The following is a 16,482-nucleotide window of genomic DNA, read 5'->3' as shown; positions in this document are numbered from 1 at the left end:
AGGGACTGATGTCTCGTATTGGGAAAAAGCCGGTTGAGCTGCCCTCGGGTGTCACCGCATCCGTCAGCGGCCAGACCGTCGAAGTTAAGGGGCCGAAAGGCACCCAGACCTTCGTCGCCACCGACGACGTGACCATCACCGTCGACGAAAACAGTGTGTCCGTTGAGCCGCGCGGCAACTCCAAGCGCGCGCGCCAGCAGTGGGGCATGTCCCGCACCGTCGTCGCGAACATGGTGCACGGTGTTCAGAACACCTTCAAGAAAGAGCTCGAGATCCAGGGTGTGGGTTACCGCGCCGCGGTTCAGGGTTCGGTCCTGAAGCTGAACCTGGGCTACAGCCACGACGTGAACTTCGACATTCCGGAGGGGATCACGGTCACCTGCGCGAAGCCGACGGAGATCGTCGTGGAAGGTCACGACATCCAGCAGGTTGGCCAGGTTGCCGCGAACATTCGCGACTGGCGCCGCCCCGAGCCCTACAAAGGCAAGGGTATTCGCTATAAGGGCGAATACATCTTCGCCAAGGAAGGCAAGAAGAAGTAAGGACGCAGACAATGGCACTCAGCAAACGGGAACTGTTCCTCAAGCGCCGCCTGCGCGTCCGGAACAAGCTTCGCAAGGTGAACGCAGGCCGCGTGCGGCTTTCGGTGCACCGTTCGAACAAGAACATCAGCGTGCAGCTGATCGACGACGTGCAGGGCGTGACCCTGGCCTCGGCCTCCTCGCTCGAGAAGGATCTGGGCGTCGTCGGCAAGGGCAACGTGGAGGCCGCCGCGAAGGTGGGCGCCGCGATTGCCGAGCGCGCGAAGGCAGCCGGTGTGGAAGAAGCCTACTTCGACCGCGGCGGTTTCCTGTTCCACGGTCGTGTGAAGGCTCTGGCCGACGCCGCCCGCGAAGCAGGTCTGAAGATCTGATCCGCAGGGTGGGCGCCTGACGCTCACCTGGCGGTCGAAACGCGGGGCGGCCCTGTCGCCCCGCTTTCCTGTAGGCGGCAACGCCTCGATGATCCGGGACCCTTCGCCTATCGCAGGGGCTCACCAAGGATCGACACCATCCGGTGCAACGCGTTGAGCCGCGCGCCGACCCTGAACAGAAGGAATGCCAGATGGCAGAACGTGATAACCGCCGGGAAGGCCGTGGTCGCCGCGACCGCGAGGACGCCGCACCCGAATTCGCCGATCGCCTTGTCGCGATCAACCGTGTGTCCAAGACCGTGAAGGGCGGCAAGCGTTTCGGCTTCGCTGCACTCGTGGTTGTGGGCGACCAGAAGGGCCGCGTCGGCTTTGGCAAGGGTAAGGCCAAGGAGGTCCCCGAGGCCATCCGCAAGGCCACTGAGCAGGCGAAGCGCAAGATGATCCGCGTGCCGCTGCGCGAAGGCCGCACCCTGCACCACGATATCGAAGGCCGCCACGGCGCTGGCCGCGTCGTGATGCGCACCGCACCGCAAGGTACCGGTATCATCGCCGGTGGTCCGATGCGTGCCGTGTTCGAGATGCTGGGCGTGCACGACGTGGTCGCCAAGTCGATCGGTTCGCAGAACCCCTACAACATGATCCGCGCCACGCTGGCCGGCCTCGGGCGCGAGCAGTCGCCGCGCAACGTCGCACAGCGCCGCGGCAAGAAAGTGGCCGACATCCTGCCCAAGCGTGAAGACGCTGCGGCCGAGTCGACCCAAGTCGCTGAGGAGGCCTGAGATCCATGGCTAAGACCATTGTTGTCAAGCAGATCGGCTCGCCGATCCGTCGCCCCGAAGTCCAGCGCAAGACGCTGATCGGCCTGGGCCTGAACAAGATGCACAAGACCCGCGAGCTCGAGGACACCCCCGCCGTGCGCGGCATGGTTGCCAAGATCCCGCACCTCGTCGAGATCATCGAAGAGCGCGGCTGAAGCCAGCTCTGACCATGACAGGAAAACGCCCCGGAGAGCCTCTCCGGGGCGTTTTTCTTTGCGTTGATACGGCGGGGCGGGGCGATCCCGTCTCGGTCAAGAGACCGCTTCAGCGCGCGAGAAAAGGGCCCGCCGGGATGGCGGGCCCTTGCTGCGTCCGGCTGCAATGACGGGCAGGGGGCTCAGTGGCCGAGGATCTGGCTGAGGAACAGCTTCGTCCGCTCGTGCTGCGGGTTGTTGAAGAACTCCTTGGGCTCGTTCTGTTCGACGATCTGGCCCGCGTCCATGAAGATCACCCGGTTGGCCACAGCCTGCGCGAAGCCCATCTCGTGGGTCACGCAGATCATGGTCATGCCTTCCTCGGCGAGCGATACCATGGTGTCGAGCACCTCCTTGATCATCTCGGGATCGAGCGCCGAGGTGGGCTCGTCGAAGAGCATGATCCGCGGCTTCATGCAGAGCGAGCGGGCGATGGCCACGCGCTGCTGCTGACCGCCCGAGAGCTGGCCGGGGTACTTGTTGGCCTGCTCGGGGATCTTCACCTTCTCGAGGAAGTGCATCGCCGTGGCCTCGGCCTCCTTCTTGGGGATCTTGCGAACCCAGATCGGGGCGAGGGTGCAGTTCTCGAGGATGGTCAGGTGCGGGAACAGGTTGAAGTGCTGGAACACCATCCCGACCTCGGACCGGATCTTGTCGATGTTCTTGAGGTCGGAGCCGAGTTCGGTGCCGTCCACCACGATCTTGCCCGCTTGGTGTTCCTCCAGGCGGTTGATGCAGCGGATCATCGTCGACTTGCCCGAGCCCGACGGCCCGGCGATGACGATCCGCTCGCCGCGGTAGACGGTCAGGTCGATGTCGCGCAGCACGTGGAAGTTCCCGTACCACTTGTTCATCTTCGTGATCTGGATGGCCACCTCGTCGGAGACGGTCATGTGGCTGAGGTCGACGGACGTGGTCGATTGTTGTTGCATGATCAGGTCTCCTTAGCGGTGCTCACGGCGGAGCTTTTTCTCGAGGAAGAGCGAATAGCGGCCCATGCTGAAGCAGAAGATGAAGAAGCAGAGGCCGATGAAGACGAAGAGCTCCCAGTAGATGCCGTTCCACTCGGTACTGGCCCGGATCGCGTTGGACAGGCCGATGGGGTCTAGCAGACCGATGAAGACCACCAGCGTGGTGTCCTTGAAGAGCCCGATGAACGTGTTCACGATCCCCGGGATCGAGATCTTGAGTGCCTGCGGCAGGATCACGAGCCGCATGGATTTCCAGTAGTCGAGCCCCAGCGCGTCGGCGGCTTCGTACTGGCCCTTGGGCAGGGCCGCGAGGCCCCCGCGCACCACCTCGGCGATGTAGGCCGAGGAGAACAGCGTCACCATGATGATGACCCGCAGCATGAGGTCGAAGTTGGTGCCCGGCGGCAGGAAGTAGTTCAGCAGCAGCGACGCGGTGAACAGCCAGACGATCAGCGGCACGCCGCGGATCACCTCGATGAAGATCACCGAGCACTTGTTGATGAGGAACAGGTCCGACTGGCGGCCGAGCGCCAGCACGATGCCCAGCGGCAGCGACAGGGCGATGCCCGAGATGCCGATGATCATGGCCAGCATGAAGCCGCCCATCTGTTTGGACTGCACCTGCTCGAGTCCGATGGGCAGGATCGACGCCAGCAGGTCGTCGAGCGGCCCGGCCAGCACGAACCAGTACAGAAGCGGTACGACGATGGCGAGGATGACGCTGCCGAGCGCGCCGATGTAGGGGCTTGCGTAGCGGATGATCGCCCAGCCGATGACGAAGCCGAGTGCGACGCAGATCGGCCCCCAGATGGTGCCGCCCCAGATCAGCCAGAACAGGATGAAGGGCGCGACGACGGAGAAGGCCAGCAGCTTGCGTGGCAGCGACGAGAACAGCACCGGCGAGATCGCGACGAGGAACAGCACGAAGGCCAGCACCGGGCGCCAGTAGTGCTCGGGCGGGTAGAAGCCGAAGAGCAGCTGCTTCCAGCGTTCGCTGATCACCGCCCAGCAGGCGACGTTGGCGTCGGCGCCGTAGAGCTCGTCACGGATGGTGCGGCATTCCGAGAGGCTGCTGGCGTCCCAGATCCCGAACACCGCCCAGGGCATGACATGGCTCAGGACCGAGTAGATCAGCCAGACCGAGACCAGTGTCAGGATCACGTTCAGCGGCGTCGAGAGCAGGTTCTCGCGCATCCACTTGTAGGCACCGGATTGCGAGAGCGGGGGCTCCTGCTGCTCGGTCATGGTGTCGCGGACGAAGGCGACGGTCTGTGCGTGGGTATCGCTCATCTCATCGTTCCTTCAGCTTCACGGAGTTGTTGTAGACGTTCATCACGCCCGAGATCAGCAGGCTGAGCACGAGGTAGAACAGGCCCAGCAGCAGCATCCCCTCGAGCTCGCGGCCCGTTTGGTTGATGGTGATGCCGCCCAGGGTCGAGCGCGCGTCCATGTAGCCCACCGCGATGGCGAGCGAGCTGTTCTTGGTGAGGTTCAGGAACTGCGAGATCAGCGGCGGAATGATGACCCGCAGCGCCTGCGGCAGGATCACGAGGTTCATCGTCGTGCCCGGGCGCAGGCCGAGCGCGAAGGCCGCCTCGCTCTGGCCCTTGGAGATGGCGAGGATGCCGCCCCGGACGATCTCGGCGATAAAGGCACCGGTGTAGAGCGACAGTGCCAGCCAGAGTGCAATCAGCGAGCCGCGCAGGTGTACGCCTCCGCCGAAGTTGAAGCCCTGCAGCGACGGCAGGTCGAAATATGCGCCCATCAGCACCATCAGGATCGCGGTCGGGACGATCAGCACGCCCAGCGTCAGGTACCACGTGGTCGGCCGGTCGCCGGTGGCTTCCTGCTTGACCGCGGCCCAGTGGCCGATGCGCTTCACGGCGAAGACCGAGGCGGCGAAGACCGCGATGATCAGCAGCCAGTTGTAGAGCCCGCTCTCGAAGAAGGCCGCGTTGAAGTGGATGGCGGGAATGTAGACGCCGCGGTTGGTGATCGCCACCGCGTCGAACAGCATCGAGGCGGACGGGGTGTCGCCCCGGAAGGCCGAAGGGGCAGGGGTGCCCTCGGTCATCAGCGCGAAGATCAGCACGATCCACAGCAGCAGCGGCACGTTGCGGAAGCCCTCGACGTAGAAGGCCATCAGCCGCGCCACCAGCCAGTTGTTGGACAGGCGCAGCACGCCGGCGATGACGCCCAGCACGGTGGCCAGTGCGCATCCCAGCGCCGCGACGAGCAGCGTGTTGAGGATGCCGACAAGGGCGGCGCGTCCGTGGGTGCTCTGGCTGTTGTAGTCGATCAGGCGCTGGTTGATGTCATAGCCCGACGGTTGCCACAGGAAGCCGAAGTCGAAGTCCTTGCCGAGGTTCTGCAGGTTGTGGATCGTGTTCGAGACGAGCCACGAAAAGAGAAGCATCAGCAGGATCATCGCCACCACCTGAATGGTCAGGGAGCGGTAGCGGGTATCGTAGATAAGCTGAGACAGCCGGAAGCCTTGCCCCGGCGGGTCCGTCATGGTCGTCATTTTGTTCTCCCCGGTGGTTTCCGTTCTTCCCGGGTCCCGGGCCGGTTGATCCGGCCTCCGCCCCTCGTCGGAAACTCGTATTGGTGTCGGGCGACTGCTTCGCCCTCTATTTGGAAAGGGCGCGGGAGTTCATCCCCGCGCCCTCGTTTTTCGTGCCGTTCAGCGGAACGGCGGGCTGTAGAGCAGGCCGCCTTCGGTCCACTGCGCGTTCAGGCCGCGCGACAGGCCGATGGGGGTGTTCTCGCCGATGGTCTTCTCGAAGATCTCGCCGTAGTTGCCGTTGGCCATGATGGCTTTCTTGGCCCAGTCGGCCTCGAGGCCGAACATCGCGCCAAGCTCGCCTTCGGTGCCGAGCAGACGGTTGATTTCCGGGTTGTTGCCCGGAGCCGCCGAGAGCTCGCCGATGTTGGCCGAGGTCACGCCGTATTCTTCGGCGGCGACCAGTGCGTTGAGGGTCCAGCGCACGATGTCGCCCCATTCGCTGTCGCCGTGGCGGACGAGCGGGCCGAGCGGCTCTTTCGAGATGATTTCCGGCAGGATCACGTGATCGCCCGGAGCTTCGAACGACGCGCGGGTGGCAGCGAGGCCGGACGCGTCGGTGGTGTAGACGTCGCAGGCGCCGGCAAGGTACTGCTGCTGCGCCTCTGCGTTGGTCTCGATCGGCACCGGCTCGTAGCTGATGTTGTTCACGCGGAAGAAGTCCGCGAGGTTCAGCTCGGTGGTGGTGCCGGTCTGGATGCAGACGGTTGCGCCGTCGAGTTCCTTGGCCGAGCTCACGCCGAGGGCCTTGGGCACCATGAAGCCCTGGCCATCGTAGTAGTTCACGCCGATGAATTCGAACTTGAGGTCGACATCGCGCGAGAAGGTCCAGGTAGTGTTGCGCGCCAGCACGTCGATCTCGCCGGACGCCAGCGCGGTGAAGCGGGTCTGCCCGGTGGTGGGCACAAATTCGACCGCCATCGGGTCGCCGAGAACCGCTGCGGCGACCGCGCGGCAGACGGCGACGTCGAAGCCCTGCCAGACGCCGTTGGCGTCGGGGGCCGAGAAGCCGGTCAGACCGGTCGACACGCCGCAGTTCAGCGAGCCACGTGCCTTGACGTCGTCAAGGGTTGCCGCACCTGCGGCACCCGCCGCAAGACCGGCCACCGTGAGCGCGCCAAGGATTACGGTTTTTTTCATGTTAACCTCTTCCTGTTGTCCGGCCCCTCTTGGGCCGGTTCCGTGACCCACATGGGCCGTGAAAATACCTGGGCAGGGTTCTCCCCCCTCTGGTGAGGCCGAGTGTGTTCGGATTCCCAAAGAGAGGTCAAGCCGTTCCGCTGCGAAAGTCACCATGCACTGCCGCGAAAATGGGCAGTGTTTCCGGTGCCGCGGCGTGATTAATCAGTGGCGCAGTGAGCAAAAAATCGATGAGCGTGAAGAAACGCGCGGCGTTTGTTCTCGGACATCTCGCGGGCTTCCTCGTCGGTGCCCCAGGTCTCTTCCTGCCAGGTCTCGTCGAGCCGCGAGAGCGCCCAGAGCGCCTCGGGATCCTGCGCGGGGTCGGTGGCGGCAAAGCCGAGCACCAGAGAGCCGGTCAGCGCCACGAGATCGTGAAAGGCCGCCAGCCGGAAATGGTCGAGCGTATGGGTGCGGACCGCGAGGCGTTCCAGCGCTTCGGCGGGTTGCGGCGCGTGCATCAGCCCTGCGCGCGGCTCGAGCGCGGCGCCAAGATGCTCGGCCGCCCAGGCGAGCATCGGATCCCAGCGTTCGGACTGCAGGGCCACCAGCGGCTCGGGGTCCACGGCGCGGTAGCATAGCAGGTCGCTGTCGCCGTATTCCGCCAGCATGTCGGCCACCGCGGCGCGCTGCGGGGCGACCTTCTCGATGGCGCTGTTGGCGGTGCGGGTGAAGGGCATGGTCTCGGGGGCGATCTTCTCGCCCTGCGCCGCCCATTCCGCGGCGATGGCTTCGGCGAGTGCGCGGGTCGGCACCACCAGCGGCGACTTGCCCGGGGTCATCACGCGGCGGCCGTCCAGCGCGATGCCGTAGCCGCCTTCGGCCTCGGTGACGGTGGCTTCGGTATAGAAGCGGCGGGGGGCCCATTCGCTCATGCGGTCGTCTCCCAGATCTCTTCCAGCAGGGCGGGCAGGGCGCGGATGTCGTCGATGACGTGATGTGCGTCCCGCAGCCGCGCTGCGTCGTGGTAGCCCCATGTGACGCCAATGGCGGTGACGCCGGCGGCGCGCGCCATCTGCATGTCGAAGCTGGTGTCGCCCAGCATCACCGCGCGGTGCGCGGGCATGGCGGTCTCGGAGAGCGCGGCCTCGATCATCGCGGGGTGGGGCTTGGAGGGGTGGTCGTCGGCGCATTGCTGCGTGACGAAGAGCCGGCGCATCTCGTGGCCGTCGAGCAGCTTGTCCAGCCCGCGGCGCGACTTGCCGGTGGCGATGCCGAGCAGGGTCTCGGGCTGGGCGTGCAGCGCCTCGAGCACCTCGCGTGTGTTGGGATAGAGCGGCGAGCTCTGCGGCGTGCCCTTCTCGATGCGCAGCCCCATGTAGCTGGCCTTGTAGGCCTCGACCATGGCGTCGCGGGTCGCGGGGTCGATCCCGGGCGCGAGCTCGGCGATCGCCAGCGGCAGCGACAGCCCGACGATCGACAGGATTTCGGCCCGCGCGGGGGCCTCGAGCCCGGCGCTGGCGAAGGCCGCGCGCATCGAGGCGAGGATGTCGGCCTGGCTGTCGACGAGGGTGCCGTCGACGTCGAAGATCACGAGGCGCAGGTCGGTCATTGCAGGCTTTCGAAGGGGTCGTCCGCGGCGAGGTCCTCGGTCCAGCCGAGGGTCTCCCAGGTGTGCTTCATGTGTTCCGGCAGCGGCGCGGTCACGGTGACGCGCTTGTGGGTCACCGGGTGTTCGAAGGTCATCGAGCGGGCGTGCAGGTGCAGCTTCTTCGAGATCACCCCGCCAAGCTGGGCGCCCCAGCCGTCGCCGAGGTTTTCCTGGCCCGACCCGCCGTACTTGCCGTCGCCGATGATCGGGTGGCCGATCTCGGCCATGTGCGCGCGCAGCTGGTGGGTGCGGCCGGTGATCGGCTCGAGCGCCACCCACGAGGCGCGGCCCGCGACGCGGTAGAGCGTGGCGTAAAGCGTGTGGGCGCGCTTGGCGCCCTCGGTGCGGTCGACGTCGCGCGGGTGCACGCAGATCATCTTCTCGCCCTCGCCCGAGCTGCCGTGGCCGGGCGCCTTGACCAGCGCGTAGCGGATCTCGCCGAGGTAGGGGGTGGGCACGCCCGCGACCACCGCCCAGTAGATCTTGCGGGTCTGCTTGTGGCGGATGGCGGCGGTCAGCGCCTGCGCCACCGCGCGGGTGCGCGCCAGCAGCAGCACGCCCGAGGTGTCCTTGTCGAGCCGGTGCACGAGGCGCGGCTTCTCGTCGAGGCCGAAGCGCAGCGCCTCGGAGAGGCCATCCACGTGTCGGGTGGTCTTGCTGCCGCCCTGCACCGGCAGGCCCGGCGGCTTGTTGAGCGCGATGATGTGGTCGTCCTTCCAGATCACCGCGTCCTGGATCAACTTGGTGTCGGCATCGCTCACACGCGGCTTCGGCGCGGCCGCGGGGGCCGCGTTCACGGCGTCGGGCTCGGGCAGCGGCGGGATGCGCACCTGCTGGCCGACCTCGAGGCGGGTCGAGGCCTTGACCCGGCCGCCGTCGACGCGGATCTCGCCCTTGCGGCACATCTTCTCGATGCGGCCCTGCGCGAGGTGCGGGAAGTGCCGCTTCAGCCAGCGGTCGAGGCGCTGGTCGCCGTCGCCGGGGCCGATGGTGATGGTCTGGACTCGGCTCATGCGAAAAGGTTCCGTGCGATAAGGAGGCCCGCGAACAGCGCGGCGATGGAAACGGCGACCGAGACCGCCACGTAGCCGAGCGCCAGAGCGACGTCGCCGCGCTCGTAGAGCGTCGCGACGTCGAGCGAGAAGCTCGAGAAGGTGGTGAAGCCGCCGAGGAAGCCCACCGCGAAGAACGGCGCCAGCCGGGTCGCAGAGAGGTTGGCCAGCGCCACCACCAGCAGCCCCATGAGGAAGGAGCCGAGAATGTTGACGGCCAGCGTTCCCCACGGGAAGCCACGCCCCATCAGCGACGTCATGGCGACACCGGTCAGATAGCGCGCGGATGCGCCCAATGCGCCGCCCAGGGCGACCTGTAGAAGCGTCAGGATCATGGTCGCGGAATGTCGCGCGGCGGTGCGCTTGTCAAGGTCGGAGGGGGCTCTGCCCCCGCCCCTGCGGGGCCCCCCGGAGTTTATCCGGCAAGATGAAGGCGCGACGTCGCGTTACCGGTCAGCCGCTGCGCTCGCGGCGGAGGCGTTCGAAATACTCGACGCGCTTCTTCAGTTCGCGTTCGAAGCCGCGTTCGACCGGGGCGTAGAAGCGCTGGCGGCCCATGTCGTCGGGGAAGTAGTCCTGCCCGGAGAATCCGTCCTCGGCGTCGTGATCGTAGCTGTAGCCGCTGCCGTAGCCCTGCTCCTTCATCAGCCGGGTGGGGGCGTTGAGGATGTGCTTCGGCGGCATCAGCGAGCCGGTGCGGCGGGCATCGGCGCGGGCGGCCTTGTAGGCGATGTAGGCGGCGTTGGATTTGGGCGCGAGCGCGAGGTAGACCAGCGCGTTGGCCAGCGCCAGCTCGCCTTCGGGAGAGCCCAGCCGTTCGTAGGTCTGCCAGCTGTCGATGCAGATCGCCTGCGCCTGCGGGTCGGCGAGGCCGATGTCCTCGACCGCCATGCGGGTGATGCGGCGGGCGAGGAAGCGCGGGTCCTCGCCGGCCTCGAGCATCCGGGCGAACCAGTAGAGCGCCGCATCCGGGTCGGAGCCGCGCACGGATTTGTGCAGCGCCGAGATCAGGTTGTAGTGGCCGTCGCCGGACTTGTCGTACTGCGCCGCGCGCCGCATCAGCCGCCGGGTGAGCTGGGCCGTGTCGAGCTTGGCGTCGGTCTTCCACGCCATGACCTGCTCGATAAGGTTGAGCGCGGCGCGGCCGTCGCCGTCGGCCATCTCGAGCAGCGCCTCTCGGGCGGCGCCGTCGAGGGGCAGGGCGCGGCCGAGTTCCTTCTCTGCCCGCTGGGCGAGGCGTTCGAGGTCGGCGAGGGAGAGGCGCTCGAGCACCAGCACCTGCGCGCGGGACAGCAGCGCCGCGTTCAGCTCGAAGCTGGGGTTCTCGGTGGTGGCGCCCACCAGCAGGATGGTGCCGTCTTCCATATGTGGCAGGAAGCCGTCCTGCTGCGCCTTGTTGAAGCGGTGGATCTCGTCGACGAAGAGCAGCGTGCCCTGGCCGTTGGTGCGGCGGTGCCGGGCCGCCTCGAAGACCTTGCGCAGCTCCGGGACGCCGGTGAAGATGGCGCTGATCTGGACGAAGTGCAGGTCGGTGGCATCCGCGAGCAGCCGCGCGATGGTGGTCTTGCCGACCCCCGGCGGGCCCCAGAGCACGAGGCTCGAGAGCGCACCCGAGGCCAGCATGATGCCGAGCGGCGCGTCGGGGCCGAGAAGCTGGCGCTGGCCGATCACCTCGTCGAGCGCCCGCGGCCGCAGCCGGTCGGCGAGCGGGCGGGGGGCCCGGTCCTCCGGTGGCGTGGCGTCGGGGCTGTCGAAGAGATCGGCCAAGGGATCAGCTCCGGAACCGCAGCGACAGGCGCGAGCCGCCGCGTTGCGCGTCGAGCTGCACCCGCGAGCCGGCGCGGTTCAGCAGCGGCGCGACGTCGGCGGGGGCTTCGACCGCCTTGCCGTTGATGCCGCGCAGGATGTCGCCGGGGCGCAGGCCGATGCGGGCGCCATAGGGGCCGGGATCGGTGACCACCACGCCCTCGCCGCTGAGCGGCAGGTTCAGCTCGGCGCCGACGGCGGGGTTGATGCGGGCCAGCGCGAGACCGGGCAGCAGGTCGCGCTCGCCGAGGGTGACGGCGTCGCGGGCGGGGACCTCGGGCGGAGCGATCATCCCGACCTCGGTCTCCTGCGGCGTGCTGTCGTGCAGGTAGCGGATCTTGGCGACGTGGCCGAGCCCCGCCACGGACATGCGGAACAGCATCTCGGGCGGGGTGTTCACCGGCTGCCCGTCGACCTCGAGCACCACGTCGCCGACCTCGATCCCGGCGGCGGCGAAGGGGCTCTGCGGGTGCAGCGCCGCGATCAGCACGCCGGAGGGCAGGGGCAGGCCGAGGCTTTCGGAGAGGTCGGCGTTCACCGGCTGGCCGGTCATCCCGGCCCAGGGGCGGGCGAAGCTCTCGTTGCCCTCACGGGCCTGCTCGACGAATTCCGAGACCAACGCCGAGGGGATGGCGAAGCCGATGCCCTCGGAGCCGCCGGACCGCGTCAGGATCGAGGTGTTGACGCCGATCAGCCGGCCCTTCACGTCGATCAGCGCGCCGCCCGAGTTGCCGGGATTGATCGGTGCGTCGGTCTGGATGAAGTAGCCGCGGGCGTTGCCGGTGGCAGTGCCCGAGCGCGCCAACCCGGAGACGATGCCCGAGGACACGGTCTGGCCGACGCCGAAGGGGTTGCCGATGGCCAGCACCAGCTCACCCACCTCGACCGTGTCGCTGTCGCGCAGCGTCAGGTAGGGCATGTCGGAGGCGTTCTCGAGCTTGAGGATGGCGAGGTCCGCCTCTTCATCCCCGAGGAGCACCCTGGCGTCGTACTCGGCGCCGTTGTTCAGCACCACGCGGATGTCGGTGGCCTGCCCGACCACGTGGTAGTTCGACACCACGATGCCGTCATCCGAGAGGATCACGCCGGACCCGAGCGAGTTCTGCACACGCTCGCGGCCGCCGCCGCCGAAGTCGCGGAACAGGTTGCCGAACAGCGGGTCGCCGGCAAAGGGGCTGCGGGCCTGGACGACGCGGCGGGCATAGATGTTCACCACCGCAGGCGTGGCCTGCTTCACGAGGGGGGCGAAACTGAGAGAGATCTCGGCCTGGCTCTGCGGCACCTGCGCATCGGCAAGGGCGGGCAGGGGGGCGAGGGCGGTGGTGGAAAGGGCAAGCGCGACAATGGCGTTGCGGAGCATGATCGGTCCTCCTGTGCCACTGCGATATGCCCGCCTGCGGAAATGGAATCAAGGCGAGTGGCGGAACGTGCGCGTGAGCAGGGGCGTTGATCCCGTGAAGCCGGGTGCGGGCGGACGCCGTGACGGTGCCGCCGGGTCCCGCGACGCCACGAAAGGAGACCGAACCATGACAGAGCTGAAACAGGACACCTGGGTGGTGGTGACGGACAGCGAGAAGGCGCTGTTCCTGCGCAACCTGACCGACCATGAGAACCCCAACCTCGACCTGTTCGATGCCGAGGCGCAGGAGAACCCTTCGGACCGCGAGCAGGGGGCGAACCGTCCCGGGCGGATGAATGACGGGGGGATGGGTCAGCGGTCTGCGCTCGACGACACCGACTGGCACGAGCTCCAGAAAGAGCGCTTCGCGGCGGATCTTGCCGAGAAGCTCTATGCCGAGGCCCACCGCGGCGCCTTCGAGCGGCTGGTGCTCGTGGCCGCGCCCAAGGTTCTGGGCGACCTGCGCGCCGCTCTGCACAAGGAGGTGGCCGACAAGATCGTGGCCGAGATTCCGAAGACCCTGACCAACCACCCGATCGCGAAGATCGAGGCGCTGGTGAAGAAGGAGCTGGAGGCGGCGTAAGCTGCCGGCCGCATGGCCTTTTCGCTTCGTCTGTCGGATGCGGTGAGGCCGAAATGAAAAAGGCGCCGCGGGGAAGATCCCTGCGGCGCCTCGATGCAGTTGCTCGGGCGAGGATTACTCCTCGTCAGCCACCTCGAGCGCGGCCAGGCGGGCCTTGTCGGCCGAACCCTTGGCGTCGACGTCGCGGTCGACGAGCTCGATGATCGCCATCGGCGCCATGTCACCGTAACGGAAGCCGGCCTTGAGCACACGGCAGTAGCCGCCGTTGCGCTCGGTGTAGCGCGGGCCGAGAACTTCGAACAGCTTCGCGACGTGGATGTCCTGCTTCAGCTGGGCGGCGGCCTGACGGCGGGCGTGCACGTCGCCGCGCTTGCCGAGGGTGATGAGCTTGTCGATGACGCGCTTCAGTTCCTTGGCCTTGGGCAGGGTGGTCTTGATCTGCTCGTGCTCGATCAGCGAGCCGGCCATGTTTGCCCAGAGTGCCTTGCGGTGCTCGTGGGTGCGGTTGAGGCGGCGGTAGCCTTTTGCGTGACGCATGTTTCTTTACTCCATTTGCCCATCGTGGGGCGGTTTTGCTTTGTCAGGCGGTCCATGCGTGCGGACCGCTCTCCTTGGGGCAGATGCCCGGTCGTGTGGGGCCAAAGCCCCGGATCCCCTTGCGGGGAGGAAAACGGGGCGCCCTCTCACTGCGCCCCGCCCCTTATTTCGTCAGACCCGCGTCTCTCAGAACTGGTCTTCCAGTTTCTTCGCGAGATCCTCGATGTTGTCCGGCGGCCAGTCCTCGACGTCCATGCCGAGGTGCAGACCCATGGAGGACAGCACTTCCTTGATCTCGTTCAGCGACTTGCGGCCGAAGTTCGGAGTGCGGAGCATCTCGGCTTCGGTCTTCTGGATCAGGTCGCCGATGTAGACGATGTTGTCGTTCTTCAGGCAGTTCGCCGAACGCACCGACAGCTCGAGCTCGTCCACCTTCTTGAGAAGCAGCGGGTTGAACTCCAGCCCGTCGTCCTCGTCCTGGCGGCCGGCCGCTTCGGGCTCTTCGAAGTTCACGAAGATCGACAGCTGGTCCTGCAGGATGCGCGCCGCGAAGGCGATGGCATCATCGGGGGTGACCGAACCGTCGGTCTCCACCTTCATGGTCAGCTTGTCGTAGTCGAGAACCTGGCCCTCACGGGTCGGCTGCACCTCGTAGGAGACGCGCTTGACCGGCGAGTAGATCGCGTCGATCGGAATCAGGCCGATGGGCGCGTCTTCGGGCTTGTTCTTGTCGGCAGAGACGTAGCCCTTGCCGGTGTTGACCGTCAGTTCCACGTAGAGATCGGCACCGTCGTCGAGGTGGCAGATTACGTGGTCCTTGTTCAGCACTTCGATGCCGGCGGTTTCCGAGATGTCACCAGCGGTGACGACGCCCGGGCCCTTGGCGTTGATCGACAGGCGCTTCGGTCCCTCGACTTCCATGCGGAGAGAAACGCCCTTGAGGTTCAGGACGATATCGGTCACATCTTCGCGGACACCGGCGACGGACGAGAATTCGTGCAGCACGTTGTCGATCTGCACGCTGGTGATTGCCGCGCCCTGAAGGCTCGACAGCAGAATGCGACGCAGCGCATTGCCCATGGTCAGACCAAAGCCGCGCTCGAGCGGTTCTGCGACAACGGTTGCCACCCGGGAGGGGTCGGCGCCGGGGCGAACCTCCAGCTGGGTCGGCTTGATGAGTTCAGCCCAGTTCTTGTGGATCATGCGTCCCTCCATTCCTGTCCGTGCCCCATGTCCAAAGGCTCAGACGCCCGAGGTTAAAATGACGTGAGGTGGGACCCCGCCAAATGGCAGGGCCCCACCTCGTAAGTACGTAAGATCAGACGCGGCGGCGCTTCGGCGGACGGCAGCCGTTGTGCGCGATCGGCGTCACGTCACGGATCGACGTGATGTTGAAGCCGACGGCGGCAAGCGCGCGCAGAGCCGATTCACGGCCCGAGCCGGGGCCCTGGACTTCGACTTCCAGCGTTTTCACGCCGTGTTCCTGCGCCTTGCGGCCCGCGTCTTCGGCGGCCAGCTGAGCGGCGTAGGGGGTCGATTTCCGCGAACCCTTGAAGCCCATGGTGCCGGCGGACGACCAGGAGATCGCGTTGCCCTGCACATCCGAGATCAGGATCTTGGTGTTGTTGAACGACGAGTTAACATGCGCCACGCCAGCGGCGATGTTCTTGGAGACCTTCTTCTTGCCTCCGCGACGGGTATCACGTGCCATATCGGTGGGCCTCCCTTACTTCTTCTTGCCGGCGATGGGCTTTGCGGGGCCCTTGCGCGTACGAGCGTTGGTGTGGGTCCGCTGACCGCGGACGGGGAGGTTGCGACGGTGACGCAGGCCACGGTAGCAGCCGAGGTCCATCAGGCGCTTGACGTTCATCTGAACTTCGCGGCGCAGGTCGCCTTCGACGGTGTAGTTCGCGTCGATGTGCTCACGGATGGCGAGCACTTCCGCATCGGACAGCTCGTTCACGCGGCGCGAGGCTTCGATGTTCACGGCTTCGCAGATGGCCTGGGCCGAAGTGTGTCCGATACCGGTGATGTAGGTGAGTGCGATGGGCACCCGCTTGTTGGTCGGGATGTTGACGCCGGCAATACGTGCCAAGTCTCTGTTCCTTTCGTTGCGGTTCCGTAGTTCCAGAACCTTTTTTCACAACATGAGCCCAAAGCGCGATGCGCCTCGGGCTGTCCGCTGATGAGGTGGTCTGCAGATGGGTGAGACCCGCTCCGCAAAAACGATTCTCTGCTAGAGATGCGGGTGGGTAAGAGGATTCGCAAGGAGCGTCAACCCTCAACCAGAGGCGTCCCGCTTCAGGGGGCATTTTTCCGCGCATGCGGGCGCGAAAGGCCACGCTGTCCTGAACCAAACAGGCTGCGACCGCGTTGTTCCGATTATATGATAACGCAACTGCTATATACAAGCGCCTCGCGCTACCCTCGCGGCCACCCGACGGATTTCCAGATCCTGGCGGAGGCTCTCGAGCGGAACACCCAGCTCGGGGTCACCGGCTACCTGCTCCGCGACCTCGCGAGCTTCTGCCAGGTGCTCGAGGGGCCCGGTGCCTCCGTCGACCTGCTGTTCTCGGAGATCGCCCGCGACACCCGGCACGACCGGGTCGTGGTCAGGATGCGGAGGCAGGTGAGCGAGCGCGCCTTCCTCGGCTGGTCCATGGGCTACGCGAGCCTTTCGCCCGTCGACGCGGAGTTCCTTGCCACCCGCTTTGCCGACGGGCGCGGAGGGGTGCTGCTGGCCTTCGACCGGGTGGGGCGGATCGCCGCCACCGGGAGTTGAGCCGCGCCGGGGCAGGGGGGCACCGGAGCGCGCCGGGCGCAAAAGAAAAGGCGGGCCGAGGGGCCCGCCTTTGCTGTCTGCGATGTCGCTGCAA

Annotated in this window: 20 protein-coding genes; 6 read left to right on the top strand and 14 right to left on the bottom strand. The window is 66.6% G+C overall.

Annotated features, from left to right (window positions below; translation table 11 throughout):
* Window positions 1-8 precede the first annotated feature (8 nt).
* The 4 genes from rplF to rpmD all read left to right on the top strand — a co-directional run bounded on the left by rplF (window position 9) and on the right by rpmD (window position 1,886).
* The gene (gene rplF, locus BLQ77_RS02050; RefSeq protein WP_089954757.1) at window positions 9-542 is read left to right on the top strand and encodes a 50S ribosomal protein L6; all 534 of its coding nucleotides are present in this window, start codon (window positions 9-11) and stop codon (window positions 540-542) included.
* An 11-nt stretch (window positions 543-553) separates the two neighbouring features.
* Window positions 554-913 (top strand): 50S ribosomal protein L18, encoded by a 360-nt coding sequence (rplR, locus tag BLQ77_RS02045; protein ID WP_008884989.1) that lies wholly within the window; start codon window positions 554-556, stop codon window positions 911-913.
* A gap of 191 nt (window positions 914-1,104) precedes the next feature.
* Window positions 1,105-1,692: a 30S ribosomal protein S5 gene (gene rpsE, locus BLQ77_RS02040; RefSeq protein WP_008883567.1), complete on the top strand. Its 588-nt coding sequence runs from the start codon at window positions 1,105-1,107 to the stop codon at window positions 1,690-1,692.
* 5 nt (window positions 1,693-1,697) lie between these two features.
* Window positions 1,698-1,886 (top strand): 50S ribosomal protein L30, encoded by a 189-nt coding sequence (rpmD, locus tag BLQ77_RS02035; RefSeq protein WP_008885932.1) that lies wholly within the window; start codon window positions 1,698-1,700, stop codon window positions 1,884-1,886.
* A 182-nt stretch (window positions 1,887-2,068) separates the two neighbouring features.
* Here the strand turns inward: rpmD and BLQ77_RS02030 are convergent, their stop codons facing one another.
* The 10 genes from BLQ77_RS02030 to BLQ77_RS01985 all read right to left on the bottom strand — a co-directional run bounded on the left by BLQ77_RS02030 (window position 2,069) and on the right by BLQ77_RS01985 (window position 12,447).
* On the bottom strand, window positions 2,069-2,857 hold the full coding sequence (locus tag BLQ77_RS02030; RefSeq protein WP_008885485.1) for an amino acid ABC transporter ATP-binding protein: 789 nt from the start codon (window positions 2,855-2,857) through the stop codon (window positions 2,069-2,071).
* Between the two features lie 12 nt (window positions 2,858-2,869).
* The gene (locus BLQ77_RS02025; protein ID WP_089954753.1) at window positions 2,870-4,186 is read right to left on the bottom strand and encodes an amino acid ABC transporter permease; all 1,317 of its coding nucleotides are present in this window, start codon (window positions 4,184-4,186) and stop codon (window positions 2,870-2,872) included.
* A 1-nt stretch (window position 4,187) separates the two neighbouring features.
* Window positions 4,188-5,420 carry an amino acid ABC transporter permease gene (locus BLQ77_RS02020; RefSeq protein ID WP_089954749.1) on the bottom strand — a complete coding sequence of 411 codons (1,233 nt, stop codon included), beginning with the start codon at window positions 5,418-5,420 and terminating at the stop codon, window positions 4,188-4,190.
* A 159-nt stretch (window positions 5,421-5,579) separates the two neighbouring features.
* Window positions 5,580-6,599: an amino acid ABC transporter substrate-binding protein gene (locus BLQ77_RS02015; RefSeq protein ID WP_008884074.1), complete on the bottom strand. Its 1,020-nt coding sequence runs from the start codon at window positions 6,597-6,599 to the stop codon at window positions 5,580-5,582.
* 200 nt (window positions 6,600-6,799) lie between these two features.
* On the bottom strand, window positions 6,800-7,513 hold the full coding sequence (locus tag BLQ77_RS02010; RefSeq protein WP_089954746.1) for an ATP12 family chaperone protein: 714 nt from the start codon (window positions 7,511-7,513) through the stop codon (window positions 6,800-6,802).
* Complete coding sequence (locus BLQ77_RS02005) at window positions 7,510-8,190, bottom strand: HAD-IA family hydrolase (RefSeq protein ID WP_089954743.1); 681 nt, start codon at window positions 8,188-8,190, stop codon at window positions 7,510-7,512. Before BLQ77_RS02005 ends, BLQ77_RS02010 begins: the two co-directional genes overlap by 4 nt.
* Window positions 8,187-9,242 carry an RluA family pseudouridine synthase gene (locus BLQ77_RS02000; RefSeq protein ID WP_008885728.1) on the bottom strand — a complete coding sequence of 352 codons (1,056 nt, stop codon included), beginning with the start codon at window positions 9,240-9,242 and terminating at the stop codon, window positions 8,187-8,189. The genes BLQ77_RS02005 and BLQ77_RS02000 overlap by 4 nt, the downstream gene beginning before the upstream one ends.
* A complete protein-coding gene (gene crcB / locus BLQ77_RS01995; protein ID WP_089954740.1) occupies window positions 9,239-9,616 on the bottom strand; it encodes a fluoride efflux transporter CrcB in 378 nt (125 codons plus the stop codon). Before crcB ends, BLQ77_RS02000 begins: the two co-directional genes overlap by 4 nt.
* A 118-nt stretch (window positions 9,617-9,734) precedes the next feature.
* On the bottom strand, window positions 9,735-11,048 hold the full coding sequence (locus BLQ77_RS01990) for a replication-associated recombination protein A (protein ID WP_089954737.1): 1,314 nt from the start codon (window positions 11,046-11,048) through the stop codon (window positions 9,735-9,737).
* Between the two features lie 4 nt (window positions 11,049-11,052).
* Complete coding sequence (locus tag BLQ77_RS01985) at window positions 11,053-12,447, bottom strand: trypsin-like peptidase domain-containing protein (protein ID WP_089954734.1); 1,395 nt, start codon at window positions 12,445-12,447, stop codon at window positions 11,053-11,055.
* 166 nt (window positions 12,448-12,613) lie between these two features.
* Here BLQ77_RS01985 and BLQ77_RS01980 point away from each other — a divergent pair, with 166 nt between their 5' ends.
* Window positions 12,614-13,069, top strand: coding sequence for a host attachment family protein (locus tag BLQ77_RS01980; RefSeq protein ID WP_089954731.1), 456 nt, complete (start codon window positions 12,614-12,616; stop codon window positions 13,067-13,069).
* A 114-nt stretch (window positions 13,070-13,183) separates the two neighbouring features.
* On the opposite strand, the gene rplQ is transcribed toward BLQ77_RS01980, so the two are convergent.
* The 4 genes from rplQ to rpsM form a co-directional block, all read right to left on the bottom strand.
* Complete coding sequence (gene rplQ / locus BLQ77_RS01975) at window positions 13,184-13,606, bottom strand: 50S ribosomal protein L17 (protein ID WP_008884729.1); 423 nt, start codon at window positions 13,604-13,606, stop codon at window positions 13,184-13,186.
* A 186-nt stretch (window positions 13,607-13,792) separates the two neighbouring features.
* Complete coding sequence (locus BLQ77_RS01970; RefSeq protein ID WP_008885557.1) at window positions 13,793-14,809, bottom strand: DNA-directed RNA polymerase subunit alpha; 1,017 nt, start codon at window positions 14,807-14,809, stop codon at window positions 13,793-13,795.
* Between the two features lie 115 nt (window positions 14,810-14,924).
* Window positions 14,925-15,317, bottom strand: a complete 393-nt coding sequence (rpsK, locus tag BLQ77_RS01965; protein ID WP_072780049.1) for a 30S ribosomal protein S11 — start codon at window positions 15,315-15,317, stop codon at window positions 14,925-14,927.
* 15 nt (window positions 15,318-15,332) lie between these two features.
* The gene (gene rpsM, locus BLQ77_RS01960; RefSeq protein WP_008884704.1) at window positions 15,333-15,701 is read right to left on the bottom strand and encodes a 30S ribosomal protein S13; all 369 of its coding nucleotides are present in this window, start codon (window positions 15,699-15,701) and stop codon (window positions 15,333-15,335) included.
* Between the two features lie 291 nt (window positions 15,702-15,992).
* On the opposite strand from rpsM, the gene BLQ77_RS01955 reads away from it, so the two are divergent.
* The gene (locus tag BLQ77_RS01955; RefSeq protein WP_089954728.1) at window positions 15,993-16,388 is read left to right on the top strand and encodes a BLUF domain-containing protein; all 396 of its coding nucleotides are present in this window, start codon (window positions 15,993-15,995) and stop codon (window positions 16,386-16,388) included.
* The last annotated feature ends 94 nt before the right edge of the window (window positions 16,389-16,482 follow it).

The sequence above is a fragment of the Salipiger thiooxidans genome (assembly GCF_900102075.1).
GTDB lineage: Bacteria > Pseudomonadota > Alphaproteobacteria > Rhodobacterales > Rhodobacteraceae > Salipiger > Salipiger thiooxidans.
This window is presented reverse-complemented; position numbering and strand designations above follow the sequence as displayed.

Excerpts from the sequence above, each read along its gene's own strand:
- rplF (WP_089954757.1), top strand. The coding sequence starts at position 9 with ATGTCTCGTATTGGGAAAAAGCCGGTTGAGCTGCCCTCGGGTGTCACC.
- rplR (WP_008884989.1), top strand. The coding sequence starts at position 554 with ATGGCACTCAGCAAACGGGAACTGTTCCTCAAGCGCCGCCTGCGCGTC.
- rpsE (WP_008883567.1), top strand. The coding sequence starts at position 1,105 with ATGGCAGAACGTGATAACCGCCGGGAAGGCCGTGGTCGCCGCGACCGC.
- rpmD (WP_008885932.1), top strand. The coding sequence starts at position 1,698 with ATGGCTAAGACCATTGTTGTCAAGCAGATCGGCTCGCCGATCCGTCGC.
- BLQ77_RS02030 (WP_008885485.1), bottom strand. The coding sequence starts at position 2,857 with ATGCAACAACAATCGACCACGTCCGTCGACCTCAGCCACATGACCGTC.
- BLQ77_RS02025 (WP_089954753.1), bottom strand. The coding sequence starts at position 4,186 with ATGAGCGATACCCACGCACAGACCGTCGCCTTCGTCCGCGACACCATG.
- BLQ77_RS02020 (WP_089954749.1), bottom strand. The coding sequence starts at position 5,420 with ATGACGACCATGACGGACCCGCCGGGGCAAGGCTTCCGGCTGTCTCAG.
- BLQ77_RS02015 (WP_008884074.1), bottom strand. The coding sequence starts at position 6,599 with ATGAAAAAAACCGTAATCCTTGGCGCGCTCACGGTGGCCGGTCTTGCG.
- BLQ77_RS02010 (WP_089954746.1), bottom strand. The coding sequence starts at position 7,513 with ATGAGCGAATGGGCCCCCCGCCGCTTCTATACCGAAGCCACCGTCACC.
- BLQ77_RS02005 (WP_089954743.1), bottom strand. The coding sequence starts at position 8,190 with ATGACCGACCTGCGCCTCGTGATCTTCGACGTCGACGGCACCCTCGTC.
- BLQ77_RS02000 (WP_008885728.1), bottom strand. The coding sequence starts at position 9,242 with ATGAGCCGAGTCCAGACCATCACCATCGGCCCCGGCGACGGCGACCAG.
- crcB (WP_089954740.1), bottom strand. The coding sequence starts at position 9,616 with ATGATCCTGACGCTTCTACAGGTCGCCCTGGGCGGCGCATTGGGCGCA.
- BLQ77_RS01985 (WP_089954734.1), bottom strand. The coding sequence starts at position 12,447 with ATGCTCCGCAACGCCATTGTCGCGCTTGCCCTTTCCACCACCGCCCTC.
- BLQ77_RS01980 (WP_089954731.1), top strand. The coding sequence starts at position 12,614 with ATGACAGAGCTGAAACAGGACACCTGGGTGGTGGTGACGGACAGCGAG.
- rplQ (WP_008884729.1), bottom strand. The coding sequence starts at position 13,606 with ATGCGTCACGCAAAAGGCTACCGCCGCCTCAACCGCACCCACGAGCAC.
- BLQ77_RS01970 (WP_008885557.1), bottom strand. The coding sequence starts at position 14,809 with ATGATCCACAAGAACTGGGCTGAACTCATCAAGCCGACCCAGCTGGAG.
- rpsK (WP_072780049.1), bottom strand. The coding sequence starts at position 15,317 with ATGGCACGTGATACCCGTCGCGGAGGCAAGAAGAAGGTCTCCAAGAAC.
- BLQ77_RS01955 (WP_089954728.1), top strand. The coding sequence starts at position 15,993 with ATGATAACGCAACTGCTATATACAAGCGCCTCGCGCTACCCTCGCGGC.